Source organism: Vibrio sp. B1REV9, from assembly GCF_905175395.2.
GTDB classification, from domain to species: Bacteria; Pseudomonadota; Gammaproteobacteria; order Enterobacterales; family Vibrionaceae; genus Vibrio; species Vibrio alfacsensis.
The window spans coordinates 108,944-129,284 of sequence record NZ_HG992747.1; the positions used below are offsets into that span (position 1 = coordinate 108,944).

Genomic DNA, 20,341 nt, shown 5'->3' on the forward strand with positions numbered 1-20,341 from the left:
TTGAACTTAGTTTTTAGCAGCATGAAAGGATATGATTGTGAGAATTACCACGAGTACAGTGAACATCATCAACGTGTGATACTGGATACAATCAATCAGGCTGAATTTAGTAAAGCCGTTGAAATGTCTAGCACTGTTATCTCACAACTGGATAAAGTCAAAGCTGACGCCCGACGTCATGAAAGAAACAGCATCTTTATCGAAACCTGTAAATTTCACGTCTTGAATCATCTATCGAGATTTTGGGAATTTATACTCCATGGACAGTACTACAAGTCGTGGTGTTCACTGCAAGATGCGTTGGACAACCTTCGTAATATGAAGAGGTTCAGTGACCATGATTCTGCGTTGCTGGACTTCTTGGAAGTGCAATTAAAAGCGATTGAGTCCGTTTATCCGTATCAATTGTTTTCCAGTACTGGAATCATCTTCGAGGGTTGTAATTGCAGCATCTGTGGTGAAGACATTGACTCATTTGAATGCTGTCACATACAGGGTGAATTATACGATGGTGAAATTGCAATTGGTATCGTACAGAACATCAAGAAATTCGACCATCTTGCACTTGTTGAACATCCAGAAGACAAAAGATGTGTTATTGGCGCTGACGACAACCATCCAAATATGCTCGTATTGAGAGACCTTGGACAGTACGTTCTTCAAGGTAAGCTAAAACCGCTTGGGTTCAAAGATGTACTAAAAGTTGAATTGGATAAGGCAAATGATGACTATGTTGAGTTGAAGCCTAATCAGAAGTGTTTTTGTGGCTCTGGATTCAAATTCAAGAAGTGTTGTCGAGGCAAGACAACTGTTCGTCATAAACATTATGAGTTCATTGGTATAGGAGAGTCTGTATCGTCCACAAACTATTTACGATCTCAAATTCTCCCTCGTTGTTAACCTTTGATGATTAGAACAGAGGTTCATTGCCATTAGTGCTTTCTGAATACATCAAGTTTGAACAAATAGCTCATTCTAGTAATTTGGATCTTTTACATTAAACGATGGATACTTGGGTGCGGCTTGAACTCTACGTGCGCATAAGTCGTGAGGGATGATTCAACATAAAAGCGGTAGCTTATGTCGATTTTATTTAGCAATAAAGCTCTGCCACTTACTACCGTTCTTTCTTTTCAACAATATATGCACTATCGGTAAATAATCACCAATTCGTTAATTACTGAAGGGCGTTCATTACCAACCACGTGTATCATCACCTCTAAAGTAAGCTGTGTCCCTTTTGCCGTTTGATTGACGGACTTCACTCGAGCACGAGCATGCAGTGTAGAGTCTACAGGGACGGGCGCAGGAAAACGTAAACGATCCGAGCCATAGTTCATCATCGTTTCGAACCCCGTTATCTCATAGGGCAATGATAAATCAAAGCGAGATTGCAGCACTTGTACCAACGCGCCATGAGCGATGGTAGTTCCAAATGGACTCTCTCTTTCGCTCGCTCAGGATCGGTATGCAGCCAATAATCATCACCAGAAAGTTTTGCGAAATCGTCGATAAGCGCCTGATCAACGGTTATCTCATTGCTCCAAGACGTAAAACCTAATGATGGTAACGCGTTAATCGCGGCCTGATTGTCGACAGAAACTTGCAGCTGCCCACGCTCGTTTTTGCCCAAACCATCAAGCGGGTTTTCATACGATAGCTTATCGGTACGGTTTGTTACTGCCGTAAACTGAAGCAATGTGGTGCCATCACTATCCACTTCATCAAACACTGGTTTTAAAGGCATTCCAACCGTGAGATCCTGCTCTTCAACCCCAACGATCGTTGTGTTGATATGCACGCCTTCTTTTAAGCGTACAACCGCGAGAATTTGCGGCTTTTTGCTCGCAAACTCAGCCATAGTTGGTACTCGGGCAATGGTAAAGCTGTACAGCGTGGCTTCTCCCGATACTTCTTGCCATGTCAGTTGATCACTCAAACAGTGTGAGCAGTGATTACGTGGGTAAAATACCCAACCATCACATTCACCGCATTGCTGAATGCGGATCACGCCATCTTTAAGTGATTGCCAAAAAGGCGCAGAAATTGCCGTTGGTAGCGGCATCAGTTTTGATTGATTCATAGATTATGCTCCTTGCAAGATCAGTGCACCTTGTTCACTCATGACGCCACCCGTACCACTCACAAACACTTGATGGCACGACGGCAATTGTCTTTGTTCTGCACGGCCAGAAATTTGATGGAATGCTTCGATAACTTGAGACATGCCACCTGCTGATCCCGCTTGACCAAAACTTAATTGACCACCGTGGGTGTTTAGTGGAAAGTCACCTTTAAAGGTAAGATTATGGCTATTTACAAAATGCATCCCCTCGCCTTTGGCACAGAAACCGGCATCTTCAATAGAAAGCAAAGTCGTGATGGTGTAACAATCATAAATCTGTGCGGCATCCATATCGGATGGCTTTAAACCTGCCATAGAAAAGGCTTGTTTTGCTGCTCGTTCCAATGGTGTCACGGTCATTTCATCACTGTAAGATGGTGACTTATAGGACAAACGTTCACCGAAGCCTTTTACAAATGCCGGACGATGACGTGCACGGCTAGCAAGCTCTTTCGACGTCACTAAGACGGCAGCACCGCCAGCCACTGGCATCACAATTTCCAGTACATGGAGAGGATCGGCCACCACTTTGCTCTCTAAAACGTCTTGAGCCGTTATGGTTTGCCCATTAAAAATCGCATCAGGGTGATATTGTGCATTAAATCTCTGATCAACCGCAATTTTCGCCATTGCTTGTTTGTCATAACCGTATTGGGCAGCGTAACGCTGAGCAATCATGGCGTAACCTGTATTTTGTCCTACATGCCCATAAGGCAAATCGAACTCAGCCTCCGGAGCACCGAATGCTGTCGAATGACCACCATAACGCATCGCTTCTGCCATCCAACTTAAATCCTCACCAGGAGCGAATGGTGCCATTCTTGCTGGGATAACGCATAATACTGCCTGACATAACCCCATCTCGATCGCCGCCGCCGCGCGCCACACCATACCAACCGATGAACAGCCACCCAAATCAACCACCTCGGCAAAGTTTACCTCGACGCCGAGATATTCTGCCGCCATAGCAGGAACAAAAATAGACGCTTCATGAAACTGGGGGCCGTGTAATACCAAGCCATCAATGTCTTTCATGCTCAATCCTGCGTCTAACACGGCTTGACGACCAAGATCAGCGACTTGCTCTAAGTGGAACATTTGCGGCGCGGTTTGATATTTTTCAGGTTTGTATTGCGCTGCACCTACAATGGCAGCGGTTCCTTTTAATCCCATGATTGACTTCCTTATCCTATCCCTGTTTCGTTGGTTGAAATGGTGGGTATCCCACTGCAGCTAGCACTTCGATTGAATAAGGCTCATAAGTGGCGTTTGCTTCATTTCGAATATATAGCGGATCTTGGCACATTTCAGGGCAGTAACCTTGACGTTGAAGATCCACTTTACGCAATTTAAAGGTCGTTGTGATGTCGGCGGCTTCACAGACTCGCACAAATTGTGGTGCAGCATAACGAGGCAAGCGTGCTTCGGTGAGTTGAAAAAATGCTTTAGGATCGAAGGCCTCGCCTCTTTGCATTACAATGGCCGCCATTCCTGCTCGTCCCTCATGATTAGGAACTTGCACACCATACACATTAATGGTTTCAGCCCCCTGAAAGTCAGCGAGCTCCGTTGCTACCTCTTGGGTTGACACGTTCTCACTCTTCCAACGGAACGTATCGCCAATTCGGTCAACAAAGTAGTAGTAGCCGTCATCGTCATAGCGAAGTAAATCACCTGAACGCCAATAGGCATCGTTATCCATTAACACATTATGGATAATTTTTTGTTCCGTCGCCTCTGCTGATACATACCCCTCAAAGCGCCCTGCCCCCATGTCTGGTCGATTGATGATCAAGCCTAAAGCCTCACCAACTTCATACGGCCCACAAGGAACACAATAACCCTTGCTGTCTTTAACGTGCTGGTCGGCCTCTACATCGTACTTAACCAAAAGAAAATTGGTTTTTGTTTTATCAGGTACACGACCACAAGAACCAATGTAGTTATCCAAATTGATCAAATTGGTATTTGCTTCTGTCGAGCCCCATCCCTCATAGATGTCCATTGCACCAAATTTATCAAGCCAACGACGCCAAGATTCCGCAGAAAGCCCAGCACCAAGCATCGCTCTGACCTGATGTTTGTGATTACCTTTTCCTGCGTTTTTGCTGTCATCATGATTCAATAAATACCGGCAAATCTCTCCGATATATTGAACAACCGTCACTTTGTGCTGCTTAATATCTCGCCAAAATGCACTAGCACTAAATTTACGACGTACCACTATCGCGGAGCCCGCGGCCAATGCAGTAGAAGTCACCGACGTTGCGGCTGCGCCGTGATAAAGAGGTAAGAAACAATAGAAGCTATCATCAGGCACAGCATCGAGCGTAACTTTCATCACGTCACCAGAAGTGAGCCAACGCATATGGCTGTATATAGCCGCCTTAGGCAAACCCGTCGTCCCTGAGGTAAAAATCAACAACGATGGTGTCTCCGCCGTCAACTCAGAGCGGATGGACTTATCAAATGAATTAGTACTTGCGGTTTGAAGTGCTTGCACTAACCCAAAATCAAAACGCGCATTGGTATGCTCATGGGCTGGATTTTCCGGGTCTGGCAATAGATAGAAAGGCAATTGAGCAAATTCTTCGAACTCATCCATTGTTCGTGTAAATAACGACGCGCACTCTTCACCGACGATCACCATTTTTGGTTTGCACGAACTAAGCGCATGTACGAGTGGTGTACCATGAATTTGTGTATTAATGAATGCAGCGGTAATACCAGCCTTAGCTAAGCCGAGCCAAACAAAAAAGAATTCTGGGCGATTTTCCAAAGCGATAGCACACACATCTCCAGGTCGAAGGCCTTTTTCATACACGGCGTGAGCTATTTTGTTTGCCTGTAGGTCAACCTCATGATAACTCCAAGAATGCTCACCATAGATCAAAAATGGACGATCGGCGAATGTCTGTACTTGCTGCTCAAAGCGATCAGCAAGCGTGTATTGATCAGACGGTTTTATCAACATCGCCGCTTTCGCACGACGATCCATTTTTGCCTGTGTCTCACTGCGAGGAACAGGTAAAATGACGTCTGCGACTTGGCCAGAAGCGTCACATGCCTTCGGACTCATTGTGTCTGTCATATTACTTCCTGTTGTAAATAAATCATTCATTTATAGAGATTGGGCTGTGTAAGCTTCTTATCTATCAAACCTAGCGCCACTGACGTTGTCTTATTTGTTTGCCACACTAGCAACCCACCTCTTTCCCACACTTATGGTCTTCAAAATCACTCCGGCCAACATCGTCCAACGGGACTAATCGCTCTATCAAAGCCTTAATCACTCTCTGGTCTGAATGGACGATGCGAAAATCACCGCAAAAGTGGACGATGGCATCATGACTATCATTGCGACTGGAACGCATAACAACAGCAAGGAGAAAGCAATGTCTAATTTGGCGCTAAATCTGCCTGAACAGTATTACCTAACATTGCAAAATGGACTGACGGTACATTACCTCGATGAGGGTGAAGGAGACATCGTGATTTGGCTGCATGGCAGTGGCCCTGGCGCATCGGGTTACAGCAATTTCAAAAACAATTACCCAAAATTTGCCAGCCAAGGCTTTCGTAATATCGTTCTTGATCTCCCTGGGTTTGGTCGTTCAGACAAACCAAATGATGTGCATTACAACTTGGACTTCTTTGTGAGTGTCCTAAACGAAATCATCGAAACATTGCATCTTAGCCCCTGCACCTTGCTAGGAAATTCCTTAGGCGGAGCAATTGCGTTAGGACAAGCTCTGAAATACCCATTATCGGTCAATAAGCTGATACTCATGGCTCCAGGAGGCGTTGAAGAACGTGAAACCTACTTTGAAATGGAAGGCATTCAAAAGATGGTAGCTACGTACAATCAAGGTCCAATGGGAATCCACGAAATGCGCGAGGTCATGAGCCTACAACTGCATGATTCATCGCAGCTCTCTGATGATATTTTGCGTGAAAGAGTGGCAGTAGCGGTTACGCAGCCAAAAGAGTTGTTCTCAACAATGATGGTGCCAAACATGACACAAGAGCTGAATCAACTGGCCTGCCCGGTCCTCGGTTTTTGGGGCAGCAATGATCGCTTTAATCCTCCATCAGGCGTTTTTAAGTTCCTCGATAATGTGCCTGAGGCTAAGTTTCTGTTACTAAATCAATGCGGACACTGGGTTCAGGTTGAGCATACCGATTTGTTCAACAAGATGTGCCTAGACTTTCTTCTCGGCCAATAGAGCGACAAGGACGGCAATATGAGTAACTATGAACATCTTCTAAAGCCAGGAAAGATCGGCTCAATGGCGATACGTAACCGCATTGTGTCCGCGCCAATGGGTACTAACCTAGCTGAGGCCGACGGACATTGCGGAGAACGCATTCAAGCCTATTACGAAGCTCGAGCAAAAGGTGGAGCGGGACTAATAACCATGGGCGTCGGAGCCATCGCCTATCCGGCAGGTACTGCCGAGCCCTATCAAGTGGGTCTTTCGTCTGACGACTTTCTCCCAGGTCTAAAGCAACTGACCGAACGTGTACATAAACACGGAGCCAAAGTTGCGATTCAGCTTCAACATGCAGGAAAAACGGCGGTTCGAGATTTGGCAGAGGGTCGCGAACTTTGGGTACCATCGGTACCACCACCGACTCCAATGGGTATGATGGCGGCGTTATCAAAACAAGAGCTCGCCACATTTGTTCGTCCAAAAGGTGGCAATGTAAAAATTCGCGTTATGGATAAGAAAGATATCGAACAGATGATCACTTGGTTTTCTGATGCCGCCGACCGAGCCAAAAGAGCTGGCTTTGACGGCGTTGAAATCCACGCTGCGCACAGTTACATCATCGCAGGTTTCCTCTCTCCTTATTACAACAAACGTACCGATGAGTACGGCGGAAGTTTCGAGAACCGGACACGTCTACTACGTGAAATCATCGCATCCGTACGCCAGCGCGTTGGTCGAGAATATCCAGTATGGCTGCGTCTCGATGCATGCGAAATGCGAACGCCTGATGGGATTAGTCTAGATGACTGCCTCCATGTCGCCAAAATTGCAGAGAGACTGGGGATCGATGCCGTCAGCATTTCCGCTTATGCCACAACCACCAGTGGTGATGCATTTACTGAAGCACCGCTAGTACATAAACCCGCAGGTTTCCTCGACTGGGCAACTGAAGTCGCCAAACAGCTCGTTATCCCTGTTATCGCCGTTGGACGTCTTGAACCTGAAGTTGCCAATCGAGCCATTGAAAAAGGCCAATGTGACTTTGTGGCGATGGGAAGAAAATTACTCGCCGACCCTGAGTTGCCGAATAAGCTTATCGCGAATGAGCCACAGAACATTCGACCATGCATTTATTGTTATACCTGTGTCAGTCAGATTTTCATCAATCAACGCGTAAAATGTGCTGTAAACCCTGAGATGGGACACGAAGCTCATTACCCTTTAAAGCTTCCAGAACGCCAAAAGCATGTGGTTGTAATTGGAGGAGGCCCCGGAGGAATGGAGGCCGCGAGCCAATTAGCTCGCCGTGGCCATAAGGTCACCTTGTTAGAACAAGAAAAGCGTTTAGGCGGCACACTATTTTTTGCTTCGATGGTCTACCCTGAAAACAATAAGTTACTGGATTTCCTTTATCAACAAATCGACCACCCTTTGATCACAGTGAAACTCAATACCAAAGCGTCTCAATCCTTGATAGATGAATTAAAGCCCGATGACGTGGTTGTCGCGACAGGGGCATTAAGGGGTAAACCATCAATCAAAGGAGCAGAACAAAAACATGTTTGGAGCGGTGATGAGCTAAGAAAAGTCATGACCAGTGGTGACAGTCACATCGGCAAACAAAAATTCAATTTATTTCAAAGAACGATGCTTAAAAGTGGTCAGCTCAGCGGCATCACTGGATCCGTAGAAGCGACCAGAAAATTATCTCACCTATGGATGCCACTGGCAGATGATGTCTGCATTATAGGAGGCGGGTTGGTCGGACTAGAGCTTGCAGAATTTCTTGCTCAACGCGGACGAAAAGTGACCGTTTTGGAATCAGAAGAAACCCTCGGTAAGGAACTCTCCATTGTTCGTCGTTGGAGAGTACTACATGAAGTAGAAAAGCTTGGTGTGACACTACACAACAGCGTTTCAATCCAAGAAATCGACACAAATAAAGTGCATTTTTCGTTCAATGGTAGTGAAGAGCGACAATCCGTGAATGCCGGTTCTGTTATTTTGGCTAGCGGAGCAGAAACTGACAACACGATGGCATCACACATAAACGGCGCTTATCCTGTCCATCAAATCGGTGACTGTCACTCTCTTGATTATATCGAGGGGGCACTGTCATCGGCGTGGAAAGTTACCGCTACGATTTGAGTTAAATAGTAAATTGGCAAGGTTTGCCGCATCGCTGTTTTATTGATCCGTTCAACGAGAATCAATGATAAAAGGAAGAAATGGATGTCAGAACAATTGAATCACCTTCATCACACACATAACCAGCAAGTGCTTAGCTATACGAACAACCCAAACAGCACAGTAGAACAAAGACGAGCAGTTTTACAACAAGTTATCGATTTGCTGGTTAATCATTATCAACCACTTTCAGAAGCGATGGAGGAGGATTTTGGTGGCCGTAGCCAAACGTTTTCAATGATGAACGATATTTTAGGCTCGTTAGGATCACTAAAGCACGCGCGCGATAATCTCGCTTCATGGATAAGCACTGAAGAAAGGGCAATGATCGCCCCCTATGACCAACTCGGTGCTCGTGCGGAAGTGGTTTATCAACCCAAAGGTGTCATTGGCATTATGGGGACATGGAATGCTCCGATCTATACACTGTTAAGTCCTTTAGCGTGCGCGATTGGGGCCGGTAATCGAGTTATCCTCAAACCATCTGAGCACACTCCAAAAACAGCTGCAGCGATAGAACAATTAATCAACGAACATTTAGATTCGAGTTGGGTAAGCATTGTTACTGGTGATGCTGATATGAGTCGTTCGTTTTGTGCTATTCCTTTTGATCACTTGGTATTCACTGGATCCCCATCTGTTGGCAAAAAAATCATGGCCGCAGCTGCACAAAATTTGACACCGGTAACACTAGAGTTAGGCGGAAAGTCCCCTGCTATCGTAAGTTCCTCAGCTGATATTATTCAAACCGCTCATAAACTTGCCATTGCAAAAGGCACAAATGGGGGGCAAATATGTATCAGTCCAGATATTGTCTATGTACCATCACAATATCTGGATGTTTTTATTGAAGAAATAAACACTGAATTTAGACGTTGTTACCCAAGCATTGTTGGTAATTCTGATCTTGTCCCCATTATCAACCAAGGACACTATCAACGAATTCAAGCTTATCTCAGAGAAGTTGAAGTACGTGGTGTTCATATTGAGCGGAGTCATAAAGAATACGAACCATCCGAAAGAAGAATGCCTTTAACCTTGGTGATCAACCCACCATCTGATACACAAATTATGATGGATGAAATTTTCGGCTTAGCGCTTGTCGTAAAAACTTACGAAGATCTAAATGATGTGATTGATGATATTAATTCCAGGCCAAATCCTCTCGCGCTGTATTATTTTGGAGAGGATCTACAGGAACAAGATCGATTGATTCAATATGTTAGAGCGGGAGGCATAACGATAAATGACGCATTGATGCATGCCGCTTTACATGATGCTCCTTTTGGAGGCGTTGGCCAATCTGGTATAGGACATTATCATGGAAAAGAAGGGTTTTTGGCTTTTAGTCATTTAAAAACGGTATTTCATGCACCAAGTGTTGATCTTCGCAGAGAGTGGGGAGTACTGCCTCCCTATTCTGAAGACTTCCATACTATGATCAAATCTCAAATTACCTCTGAATAACATTATCACCCAAGTTACCTTGTATCGATTTGTGTGGCTTGGGGATATGACTCTTGTTTATCATCCGTTGTTCGTAATCCACTCTTTCTGTTTCTCTCTACTTATCCTTTTCTGTAACGCATTCTATGAGCTTTTATAACGGAAGCTTCATGATGTATATGATCATAAAAACAATTCAATCTGAGCATGCATAGAGCCATTGTTAGCGAATATTATTGACCACCTTACAGTGGATAGGATTGGGGTTGTAGAAAATCAATCAATACAAAAAATTGAAATGTCTGTGGGTTAGTGTGTAAATCTTTGATTTTCCACTTATCCACAGAGACTATATAGATCTATGTATCTTATGATCACTATATTTAACTATGAGATCTATAAGACCTATAGCACGTGTAACCTTATGATTAATAAGAGATAAATTGGGTTTTGTGATCCTTTTTTAGGTATATAAATAACATGATCTAGGTGTTATTGATCTCTTTCTAGGTGCTATTGATCGTTTATTAGGTATAAACCAGACATCTTTTAGGTATAGATGATCCATTTTTAGGTTAATAGATAACATGATCTAGGTAATTCGTTTGTTTTTGCACGAGTTGTGAGCGATTCTCGGTTGTCGATATTATTCACCAGATACAAATTCGATAGAATTGATGATTTTGTGTACGCGAATGAATGATAGTAAGCGTCTTACACCTAAAATGAGTTATCTATCACACCGTAACACCTAAAAAATGTCTCCTATAGAAAGAAACACCTAAAATTTGTCATGTTTAGTAGTCTGGGTTGTCATTGATATCAAGCAATGTGTCGATCTTATCAATTAGATCATCAATTTCTTGAGTTTGAGTCGAGGCTTGTTGCTCTTTTTGTTCAAGATGCCTTTTTGCCAAGCTCTGCTCTACTTTCTGTGCATGTTCTTCTCTGCCTAAGCTTCTGTATGACATTGCAAGTACTTCTAGTTCATTGTCTGTCAGGCGGGTGTTGCCATTAATGCGTTTTAGTTCAAGCTCTTTGATTTTCAGTAATGCTTCGTGTTGATTAAAGTCATCTATTGTTGCCAGTTTTAACCAACGAAAGAGAAACTTAATGCCAACGATGGTTTTGCCCTTTTTTATAAGCTCAAAACCTTTGTCCCCTTTTTCGTTTTCAAGGAATAGAAGTTCTTTACCAATTTGAGGATGTTCAGACAGTTCTTTGATGGACTCTCTGATGCAACGTTTCATGAATACGCTGTTATTTTTGAACGAGCTTTTGTCCTTTTTGAGTTTTCCTGCTTCATCTAGAAGGCCGAATACTCCCTTAAGTTCGTCTAACTTCTGGGTATGCATCTCAAAGCCCTTGTCTTTAAAACGGCTTAAAAGTTCGTATAAACGCTTTGAATACTCTTTTTTCACATTGAAAAAATTGCGAGTATTGATTAGTGCAAAACCTTGATTGTATTCGATGTACTCTGATTTAAGCATGTCGTTTGGCACCATAGTCAACACACCATTTTTGTAGGCAATGTGTTTGAACAGTGGACGATAGTCAAATTCAGTATCGCCTTTCTTATTTTCAATCTTGATACCTACTTTGCGGCTTGCTAAACGGTTAGCGACAGGACTTAAGTTGCTGCCAATGTGTTTAGATTCGACGTTAAGCCACTCAGAGAGTTGATGAGAGGTGAATTCATAATGAGGAGTACTGGTTTCCCAGTCATTTGGTCGCATGTGCGCAATCATGAGGGCAAACATATCGGCCTCTCGTGCGGACAGGTCTTGGCGACTGAAGACTAATTGATGACCTTTTTTGATGTGTTTTGGTAGGTTATCACTGACAACTGGGTAGTAATATGGCTCTGAACTCATGTTTTCTTGCTTCATAACTAACAATATCTAGGTATTGTGACATATTTTAGGTGAGGATACATCACAGAGCCTAAATTATGTCACTTATAAATGTGCTTTCTGTGACATTTGTTTATCTGAAAGTTATCTATCGTATTATTCACCTGATTTTTAAGGTTTTTGCGCGCTAAATGCGTGAAACACAGTTTAAAATACCTAGATTGTGACATTCGAATCTTTCTAAGCCTAAAACAAGTAACGTAGAGCAAGTATGTTCAAGCCTCCGTGATACGTGGTTATGAGTCGTTTAGTTACGAGTGACGGATTAATGAGGAATACTGTTTATTAAGGGCGAGCGATTGAAATTTATGCACGTGGCTTTAACGATGATATCGGATGAACGGTGCGAAATTTAATCGAATGACATTATAAATGTTGTCAATATTCAGGGTGAATAATGACAATATTCATAAGTGAATGGATTGCTGAAACAAGTAATTGGAGGCGGAAATAGGTAGTGTTTTATTTCGTCGTCATTTTATTTTTATTCTGTATGAGGGGAAAAAAAAGCGGGAGTGAATATCCCCCGCCGCAATGGTTCTACAATGTGATTATTTGGTCTCTACGTGCAGAACGTTCTAGTTGAAATTGCATTTAAGTTTAGAACTGACATCGTTTAGTGCCGATTTCACTTAGCGAAATGACTCTTGCGCTGAGCGAGTCTTGATCTCTTTTTCTTTAGCTTCTTTAGGTTTGAGTACCACTGCTTTTGCACCAAATAGATAAGCCAGAGCTGGCAGGACTAGGATGGCGCCAAGCACATTAACTAAAAACATAAATGCGAGTAGGACACCCATATCTGCCTGAAACTTTAAGGAAGAGAAAGCCCAAGTGGCAACACTGATAGACATGGTTACCGCAGTAAATATTGCGGGAATTCCTCGAGATTGAATTGACTGATAAAAAGCCTCTCGTAGTGGAACATCTCTATTGAGTGCGTGTTGCATTCGTTCGTAAATATAGATGCCGTAATCTACTCCGACTCCAACACCTAGTGCGATGACCGGTAAGGTGGCAACTTTTAGGCCAATACCAAGCGTCGCCATCAGCGCATTACACATAATACATACTAACATCAGCGGTAAAATGACACACAGCGTCGCGATAAATGATCTAAAGGTAAGCCAGCACAACAATCCAATGGCTAAGAAAATGGATATAAGGATTTGAACTTCTGCTTTTTCTACGGCTTCGTTAGTGGCAACGGCAACTCCCGCATTACCACCAAGTAAACGGAACTCCGCATCTGGGAGGCTCTCATTTTGTATGAAAGTTTGAATTTCTGAGATGACGTGATTTAAGGTGGTGCTTTGGTGGTCATCAAGGTAAACCATCATATTAATCGTGCGACAACCGTTATCATTTAAACCCATTTGAGGATGAGCCGCTTGGGCGCCTGCTCGCAGGGCGACTGAATCACGCTGAAGAGTGCGCCATAAAGGGTTCCCCTCATTATTTCCTGACACATAGCGTTTTGCCGTACCAGCGGTCGTTGCCACAGATTGCACGCCATCTACACCTCGCATATGAAAATCAAAGCGAGATACCGCGTTCATAATGTCCCAATTTAGACACGCTTCTTCTTGATTTTTAGTTTCCAAATAGACAGATAAAACATCCATACCAATGGAATAATCTTGGACTATTTTTTGATTGTCTAAGTTATAACGTGAATCGGCGTGTAGCTCGGGTACGCCGTTGCCGATATCGCCAGTGAGTAAATTGCGTGATTGCAGTGTTGCTGCCACAAGTAAAACAAGCATCACCGCGACAGATATTTTTGCGGGTTTAGCGGTTGCCAAAGAGGATACTGACCACCAAAATGCGCTTTGCTTGCTTTTTTCTGGACTATGGCGAAGAGCCATACTCTCTAAGCTAAGGTGAGACAATATGATAGGCATGAACATTTTGTTTGTCATAATCATCATCGCTACACCAAGACAAGCGGTGACCCCCAGTTCATGTACGATAGGGATGTCGATAACCATGATCACCATAAACCCAAGTGCATTTGCAAGTAGTGCAACAGTGCCTGGAATCGCCAAGCGTCGGAAAGCATTAATCGCAGCTTGTTTGCTGTCAACGCCAGCCAACACATCGAGCTTCCATGCATTCGTCATTTGAACGGCATGAGAAACACCAATGGAGAAGATGAGGAATGGCACCAATAATGACATCGGGTCAATACCATAGCCGATAAGAGGCAATGTACCGAGTAGCCAAATGACAGGGAGTAATGCGACTGCCACAATCAAGCCGGTCAGTTTTATCGACATCGTGTAATGCCACAATAGCAGCAACGTGACAACAAAGGCGATAGCGAAAAACATCAGCACATTTGACAGGCCATCCATAACATCGCCCATCACTTTCGCAAAGCCGATAATTTGAATATCGACACCCGCACCGGATAGTTCTTGTCGAATATTTTCTAGGTGTTTCGCTACGGCAGCATAATCGGTTTTTTGCCCGGTTTCTGGATCAAAATCGAGGAGTTCTGCCTGTACCATTGCTGACTTAATGTCATTGGATACGAGATTGCCAATTTGACCAGACTTTGCAACATTACTACGAACTTGGGCAAGACTTGCTTTATCTGCCGTGAAGCGAGATGGAATGACGACGTCTCCCATGAACCCAAATTCGGTAACCTCAAGATAGCGCACTTCAGGCGTAAAGAGTGAGCGTACCGTGGCGCGGTTGACTCCTGGTGTAAAGAAGACACTGTCTGTTGCTTTTCTGAGTCTGGAAAGCAATTCGGGATTATAAATGTCACCCTCGCCTTTCCAAGTTAAGCTCACCATGATTCTGTTGGTACCGGTGAACTTATCTGCGTGTTCGAGAAACGCTTCCATATATTGATGCTTAATAGGAATCAACTTGGTGAAGCCTGGGTCGAATCGAGTTTTGGTTGCGGTATAGCTAAGAAGCAGAGTGAGGGCCAAGAAAAAAATGGCAAGAGGAAAGCGCCAGTGAATGATCAGTCGACCTAGCGTATCAACAAATAAGTGACTGCGAGTTTGGGGTTGTGTTGGCATGGTAGCTCCGAATTCAATCATTGGTTGATGATGGTCGACTGATAAGCGATGTCGGTTTTGCTTGCCGTAGGGAAATGAATCACACCTGCATCTGAACCAAGCAGAAAATCGCCATTGTTAAGCTGAACGATATCGGTGATGGCCTCTCTGCCTCCGCGGCGAATAAGATTGAAAGACATCCCGTTATCGATAGACGAAATCAATAAGCCCCCCTGCCCTCCTAAAACCAATTCACCATTGGGTAGAGAGATATGAGAAAAAAATGAAATGGGGAAATCGAAACTGACTCTGTCCCAATTTAGCCCATCGTCATCGGAGCGGAAAATATTGCCGCGCATGCCATATACAAGCCATGACTGATTGCCAAGGTGAACGCCACCATAGAATGAACCATCATAGAAAGGCGAAATCATTTGCCACGAGTCCCCCTTGTCAGTGGACCTGAGTAATGTCCCAGCTTCGCCTGCTATCAGTCTTGTATCGCTGTTGGTGGGAACGACGATGGCATTCAAGTGCCAATCTGTTTGGGCTGGCGCTGGGATGTCTGTCCACGTGTTGCCATTATCAATGGAGAGGCGAGTCAGACCATAAGCTCCTGTCGAAATCCATTGTTCGGGTGTGATTTGAGCAATGTGTAAGAGAGGAACGCTGTGCTGGCTGCCAAAGCTGACTTCTTGCCAGTTTTCTCCGCCATCGAATGTTTGCAAAATCCAGCCCTCATGACCAATGGCTAAACCATACAAATCATCTTGAAAAATGAGATCAGTGATAAGCGCATGCCTTTGCTTGTCGATATTGGCTTGATGCCATGTTTGGCCGTTGTCTTTTGATATCAATATGTGGCCGAGTTCACCTGCAGCTATTAGCCCTTGTTTTGATTGTTCAACGCTGGTTATGATCATGTTGTTGATGGGTAGCTGGGTTGGTGCAAGGGGTTCTGTGATCCTTGGCGCAAATGCGATGCCGCCTGCTGCTGCCATAATAAGCGACAAAGCGAACGCAATTGATGTGGTCGTCCTTTTTTTCATATGCCACCTCGTAGTCATATTTTGAGTGGTATTCTCGATTGCGCAGTGTTTAATGCGCAACAATAGTGAGTAGTTATAGAGGTTCATACCAATTGTCGGCATCGTCCAAACGGGCTAGGTTTTGGAGATACAGGTTGAACATTGGTTGGAGGGCGTGAAGAACAAAGTGGAAAATGTTCTAACGATGTTATTTGGCTAATATGTTGTGTATAAAAAAGGAGGCAATTTGCCTCCTGGATTTTTTAAAATGAGTACTTCGCAGTAAAGGAAAGGTTGTCTCTATCGCTTAGCGTACGCTCTTTGACGGGTTCGTCGACATCCGGGTTCCCAAAATATCCAACATATTGTAATGCTAGCTGAATACCCGTTTGGTTATGGGTCAATTCTGCTCCTACTCGAGCACGGTGATCGCCTTCGCCACCTACGCCACCAGTAATGGTGCGACCACTGAACTGACCACTATATCCAATTGGTACGGACAACCCCCACCCCTCAGTAAAGCTTGGATAGGATAGAATTAAGGATGCCGCTCCTGCAAAGCTATGGTCATCATAATAGAGCTTATTGGTTTCGGGGTTTGGTATACCATCAGGAATACCAGTCATGTTGCGTTTGTCTGCATCCATGATGTCGACATAAGCAATCTCGGCGGTTAGCGTGACAGATTCGGCCAGCGCGTTTCGACCAAAGTTGACGATGGTGTTTAAGTTGGTTTGCAGGATTTCACCGCGAGTTGGTAGCGCGGTACCAACGAGCACCGGTGCGCCATCTTTATATGAAACTTCAGCAGCGATAGAGGCTATCCCAACGTTTGTTGAGTAAGTCAGACCATAGAGTTTGATATCGTCAAAGTAGACAATGTTGTATTCCGGTAATTGACCAATAAACATATTGCTTAGGTCAAGGTTCACCATAGGAATACGGTCAGAATAGTTAAGGAAAAATAGGCCAACTTCAGAAACATCGGTGACGCGATAACGTGTTCCTATACCCCACTGTTCTGTTTTTCCAGGTTCTATATTGGCACCACGCGAAGCAACCACACATGGCTCACCGGGTGCTTGAGTTAAACAAGTCGCCCCCTCCCCCACCGCTTCTGAAGTACTAAAAAAGGTACCAGGCTCAGGAACCAACGTTTCTTGCCAGTTGAATTGCCAGTGTGCAAGCAACGACAGTTCCGGAGTGACCTCTAACTGCATCGATACTTGGTCTTCTGGAAGCAAAATGTCCTTGGTTTCTGTTCCGGGTACCAGCGCTTTAATCCCATCCGTTGGGCCCTGAGCTAGAGATATACTTGGAAAGAAGAGTCCCTCGCCCCATGCGACAACGTGACGACCTACGCGTATATCTGCATAGCCATACTCACCAAAAGGAAACGCAGTGTAACCATAGAAATCAAGCAGTCGAGTATAACCTCCGTGGTATTTTTGTGCGTCAGCAGAAAACTTGTCATTTTGATAAACATGGTCGTAGAAAGTACTTGCTGAGGCAACAAAACCATAATCTTTCCAACGTAGATGCCCCTCGAGCAATAAATAGAGGCCATTTGCTGTCATATCGTGTTTGTCAAAGTTACGGTCACCCGATGATTTAGCAGCCAGTATTGGGTCGGGGTCTTCCAATCGCATCGCTGCGGAGTAAGTTACATTCCCTTTCCAGTCGAGCGTTACCTCATCACCTAGATTGATGGTTTCGGCAGCTTGTAAGCTTGAAGCAATGAAAGTCAAACAGAGAGCGGACTTTTTATAATGGTTAGTCTTTTTCACGATGTCACTCTCCAATTAGTGGCTTAAACGGCGTAGCGCTGCCGGTGTGAAGTTGTTAGCTGTGTAATTACCCTTATTGAGAACCGGTGCGGCACCGCGTTCTTGGAAAAGGTTGTAGCCAACGTAGCCACCACTTTTCAAGTCATGATAAAAGCTTGAACCCGCTTCATAGCTTTGAGCGTCAAAGGCGTAGTAATAGTTGATGTATGCATATTGGACAAGCTCACCACGAGTGTCGTAAAAATCGCCAGCGACGGCATGCCAAGTATCTTCATCAATAAACATGACTCGTCGACCGTACTTGTGACGATATTCGTCTTTTAGTTGCCCCTCGAGTATCCATACTCGACGTAATTCATAACGCATAAAGTCTGGGTTGGCGTGATTTTTGGTTAACAGAGCATCGTAGCTCACATCGTCTTGATGGACGCGATAAGCGTTCGCTGGAATAAACATTTCACGACGTTCAAACGCTTTCCATTCATAACGCTCTGGCGACCCATTCATTAGGCGATCTGAATCTAATGTGAGTTTTCCTGATGTACCGGTTAAAGGCGTATCAAAACCATATTCTGGTAATTGTCTTACTCGGCGTGTTCCTGGATTGTAGGTCCAGGCAAGACGTTTACCGCGTTTGAAGTTAACGGGCTCGGAAGTAACGGTTGCATTGCCCTCTTTACGCGTAGGTAGAATAGAAGAAACAAAGCTATACGCCATCACACCATCAATTGGTTTGCCAACTTCGTCTGGATGGGTCGTTACATTGAGGCCTTCGTTTAACGTGCGCGCCCATGCGATTGACCCTGATGAGCTTACATCCGCAACATCACGAACAGTACTGTACGTGTAAGGTCGGTATGGAAAGTTTTGGTTGGCAAATACCTGCATAGGTTGGTTGAGATCTGGAATTGGGAAAGGTACGGCGCCTTTGTAACCCGTAAAACCGAAGCCATCGTCAATCAGTTCAGACTCAACGGCGTTCTTTTTCATTGTCATGCAAACCGCATCTGGGTAACGAAAATCACGGCGCCCAGGGTAAATGGGCATTTTGAATGAATCCGGATATTGCTTAAACATGGCCATTTGGCCTGGAGTTAGTTTGTCAGCGTATTGATTAAAATTGCTCCCATCAATGACATACAAAGGTTGTTCGTCTTTATAAGGGTCAACGAGCGGTTGGCCAACATGGGGTTCATATTCGACGTGGTCCGGCTTTCCTAACCATTTGCCTGAAAACGCAGGGATTGTCCCATCTTCATTACCAGTTGCTATCGCCCCGGTACATGTCAGCTCTTTACCCAGTTTACTTGCTTCGTCTGCTGAGACTTTCGCCAAAACGGATGTTGAGGGAATCAGCAGCATACTGGCTAATAGCGCGGGGAATCCTTTTTGGTATTTCATGCTTCTCTCCTGTGTTCCTTCACCTGTTTACTTTGCTCAGTTGCCGCAAATCAGTACATCGAAGTGTTTATGTTTGAGTTTCACATGTTGATTATTTTATAAGCACAGGTGTGGTGAATCGTCTATTGGGACTATTCACAAAGTCTTGTCACGCGATTCTGTAGTCCGTATTGACGATGGAGTGAGCACGCTTCCTTTCAATAATGACAAGGTGAAATACAACTCATTTTTGTAGAAAGGAAGAGCTGATGAAGCAATCGCATATCGATCCGAAAGCGCTACGAAACGCTTTGGGCACATTTACCACGGGTGTCACGATCATCACAACTCGTGATGGCGAGGGACATGCTGTCGGCCTTACCGCAAACAGTTTTAACTCTGTGTCACTAGACCCGCCTTTGGTGCTTTGGAGCCTTGCCAAAACGGCAATGAGCGTGCCGGCATTTACAGAATCAACGCACTGGAATGTGCACGTACTAGCGGCGGATCAACAATCTCTTTCAAACCGTTTTGCTTCCAAAGGCGAAGATAAATTTGCGGGGTTGGAACTCGACAATGGTGTTTCAGACGCTCCACTCATCAAGCAATGTACAGCAAGGTTTCAATGCCGTACTGCATTTACGTATGATGGTGGTGACCACATTATATTTATCGGTGAAGTGATCGCTTTTGACCAACAAGACTTGCCACCGCTAGCGTTTCAATCCGGTCAGTATGCAGTGACAGCAAAAAAGCCTTGGCAAGAACTCAAGTTGTCGTCAGCAAGTGAGGCATTGGAATGCAGTTATAGTGAAGATCTACTCGGATATCTGTTGGGACGAGCTCATTTTCAAATGCTTGGAAAATTACAAAAGACGCTCAGTGCCGAAAGCATGACAGCAATACACTTTTTCGTGCTGTCGGTACTAACGATTCAAGAGGATATTTCATTAGAGCAAATTAATGCGCATGTGGATTATGCCGGGCAGGAAATTACTTCTGAGCACATGGCTGAGTTGGTTTCTCTTGGTGCAGTTAAACAAGATTCAGAGCGATACGTTCTTACTGAGAAAGGCCACAAAGCGGCATTGCTCCATATCTCGGAAGCCAAAGTGATCGAAGAAGAACTGATTGCAGAATTGGGTGAGGGGGATGTAAAAGCGCTAAAAGTAATACTGAAACGTTTAATCCAACACACCGACCCAGGATTGCCAGATCTATGGGCGAACGCATCTTAAGGAGTG

12 protein-coding genes and 1 pseudogene are annotated in these 20,341 nt (G+C 44.4%); 5 read left to right on the forward strand and 8 right to left on the reverse strand.

Annotation, left to right across the window (positions count from 1 at the left end):
- A complete protein-coding gene (locus KHN78_RS21260) occupies positions 1 to 900 on the forward strand; it encodes a hypothetical protein (protein WP_211919991.1) in 900 nt (299 codons plus the stop codon).
- Positions 901 to 1,148: 248 nt separating this feature from the next.
- On the opposite strand, the pseudogene KHN78_RS21265 reads toward KHN78_RS21260, so the two are convergent.
- The 3 genes and pseudogenes from KHN78_RS21265 to KHN78_RS21275 form a co-directional block, all read right to left on the reverse strand.
- Positions 1,149 to 2,083, reverse strand: a pseudogene (locus tag KHN78_RS21265) (OB-fold domain-containing protein).
- 3 nt (positions 2,084 to 2,086) lie between these two features.
- Positions 2,087 to 3,298 (reverse strand): thiolase family protein, encoded by a 1,212-nt coding sequence (locus KHN78_RS21270; protein WP_210205291.1) that lies wholly within the window; start codon positions 3,296 to 3,298, stop codon positions 2,087 to 2,089.
- Positions 3,299 to 3,314: 16 nt separating this feature from the next.
- Positions 3,315 to 5,204: a long-chain-acyl-CoA synthetase gene (locus KHN78_RS21275; RefSeq protein ID WP_411912362.1), complete on the reverse strand. Its 1,890-nt coding sequence runs from the start codon at positions 5,202 to 5,204 to the stop codon at positions 3,315 to 3,317.
- A 316-nt stretch (positions 5,205 to 5,520) separates the two neighbouring features.
- Between KHN78_RS21275 and KHN78_RS21280 the strand changes: the two genes are divergently transcribed.
- The 3 genes from KHN78_RS21280 to KHN78_RS21290 all read left to right on the forward strand — a co-directional run bounded on the left by KHN78_RS21280 (position 5,521) and on the right by KHN78_RS21290 (position 9,993).
- Positions 5,521 to 6,351, forward strand: a complete 831-nt coding sequence (locus KHN78_RS21280) for an alpha/beta fold hydrolase (RefSeq protein WP_210205398.1) — start codon at positions 5,521 to 5,523, stop codon at positions 6,349 to 6,351.
- Between the two features lie 18 nt (positions 6,352 to 6,369).
- Positions 6,370 to 8,487 (forward strand): FAD-dependent oxidoreductase, encoded by a 2,118-nt coding sequence (locus KHN78_RS21285; protein WP_210205293.1) that lies wholly within the window; start codon positions 6,370 to 6,372, stop codon positions 8,485 to 8,487.
- Between the two features lie 84 nt (positions 8,488 to 8,571).
- On the forward strand, positions 8,572 to 9,993 hold the full coding sequence (locus tag KHN78_RS21290) for a coniferyl aldehyde dehydrogenase (protein ID WP_210205294.1): 1,422 nt from the start codon (positions 8,572 to 8,574) through the stop codon (positions 9,991 to 9,993).
- A 776-nt stretch (positions 9,994 to 10,769) separates the two neighbouring features.
- Here the strand turns inward: KHN78_RS21290 and KHN78_RS21295 are convergent.
- From KHN78_RS21295 to KHN78_RS21315, 5 genes are all read right to left on the reverse strand, one after another.
- Positions 10,770 to 11,846 (reverse strand): replication initiation protein, encoded by a 1,077-nt coding sequence (locus KHN78_RS21295; protein WP_210205399.1) that lies wholly within the window; start codon positions 11,844 to 11,846, stop codon positions 10,770 to 10,772.
- 671 nt (positions 11,847 to 12,517) lie between these two features.
- Positions 12,518 to 14,923, reverse strand: a complete 2,406-nt coding sequence (locus KHN78_RS21300; RefSeq protein WP_210205400.1) for an efflux RND transporter permease subunit — start codon at positions 14,921 to 14,923, stop codon at positions 12,518 to 12,520.
- Positions 14,924 to 14,940: 17 nt separating this feature from the next.
- Complete coding sequence (locus KHN78_RS21305) at positions 14,941 to 15,951, reverse strand: WD40/YVTN/BNR-like repeat-containing protein (protein ID WP_210205295.1); 1,011 nt, start codon at positions 15,949 to 15,951, stop codon at positions 14,941 to 14,943.
- Positions 15,952 to 16,193: 242 nt separating this feature from the next.
- A complete protein-coding gene (locus KHN78_RS21310) occupies positions 16,194 to 17,717 on the reverse strand; it encodes a DUF1302 domain-containing protein (RefSeq protein ID WP_211919995.1) in 1,524 nt (507 codons plus the stop codon).
- 15 nt (positions 17,718 to 17,732) lie between these two features.
- On the reverse strand, positions 17,733 to 19,118 hold the full coding sequence (locus KHN78_RS21315) for a DUF1329 domain-containing protein (protein WP_210205296.1): 1,386 nt from the start codon (positions 19,116 to 19,118) through the stop codon (positions 17,733 to 17,735).
- Between the two features lie 248 nt (positions 19,119 to 19,366).
- On the opposite strand from KHN78_RS21315, the gene KHN78_RS21320 reads away from it, so the two are divergent.
- Complete coding sequence (locus tag KHN78_RS21320) at positions 19,367 to 20,335, forward strand: flavin reductase (RefSeq protein WP_210205297.1); 969 nt, start codon at positions 19,367 to 19,369, stop codon at positions 20,333 to 20,335.
- Positions 20,336 to 20,341: the final 6 nt, after the last annotated feature.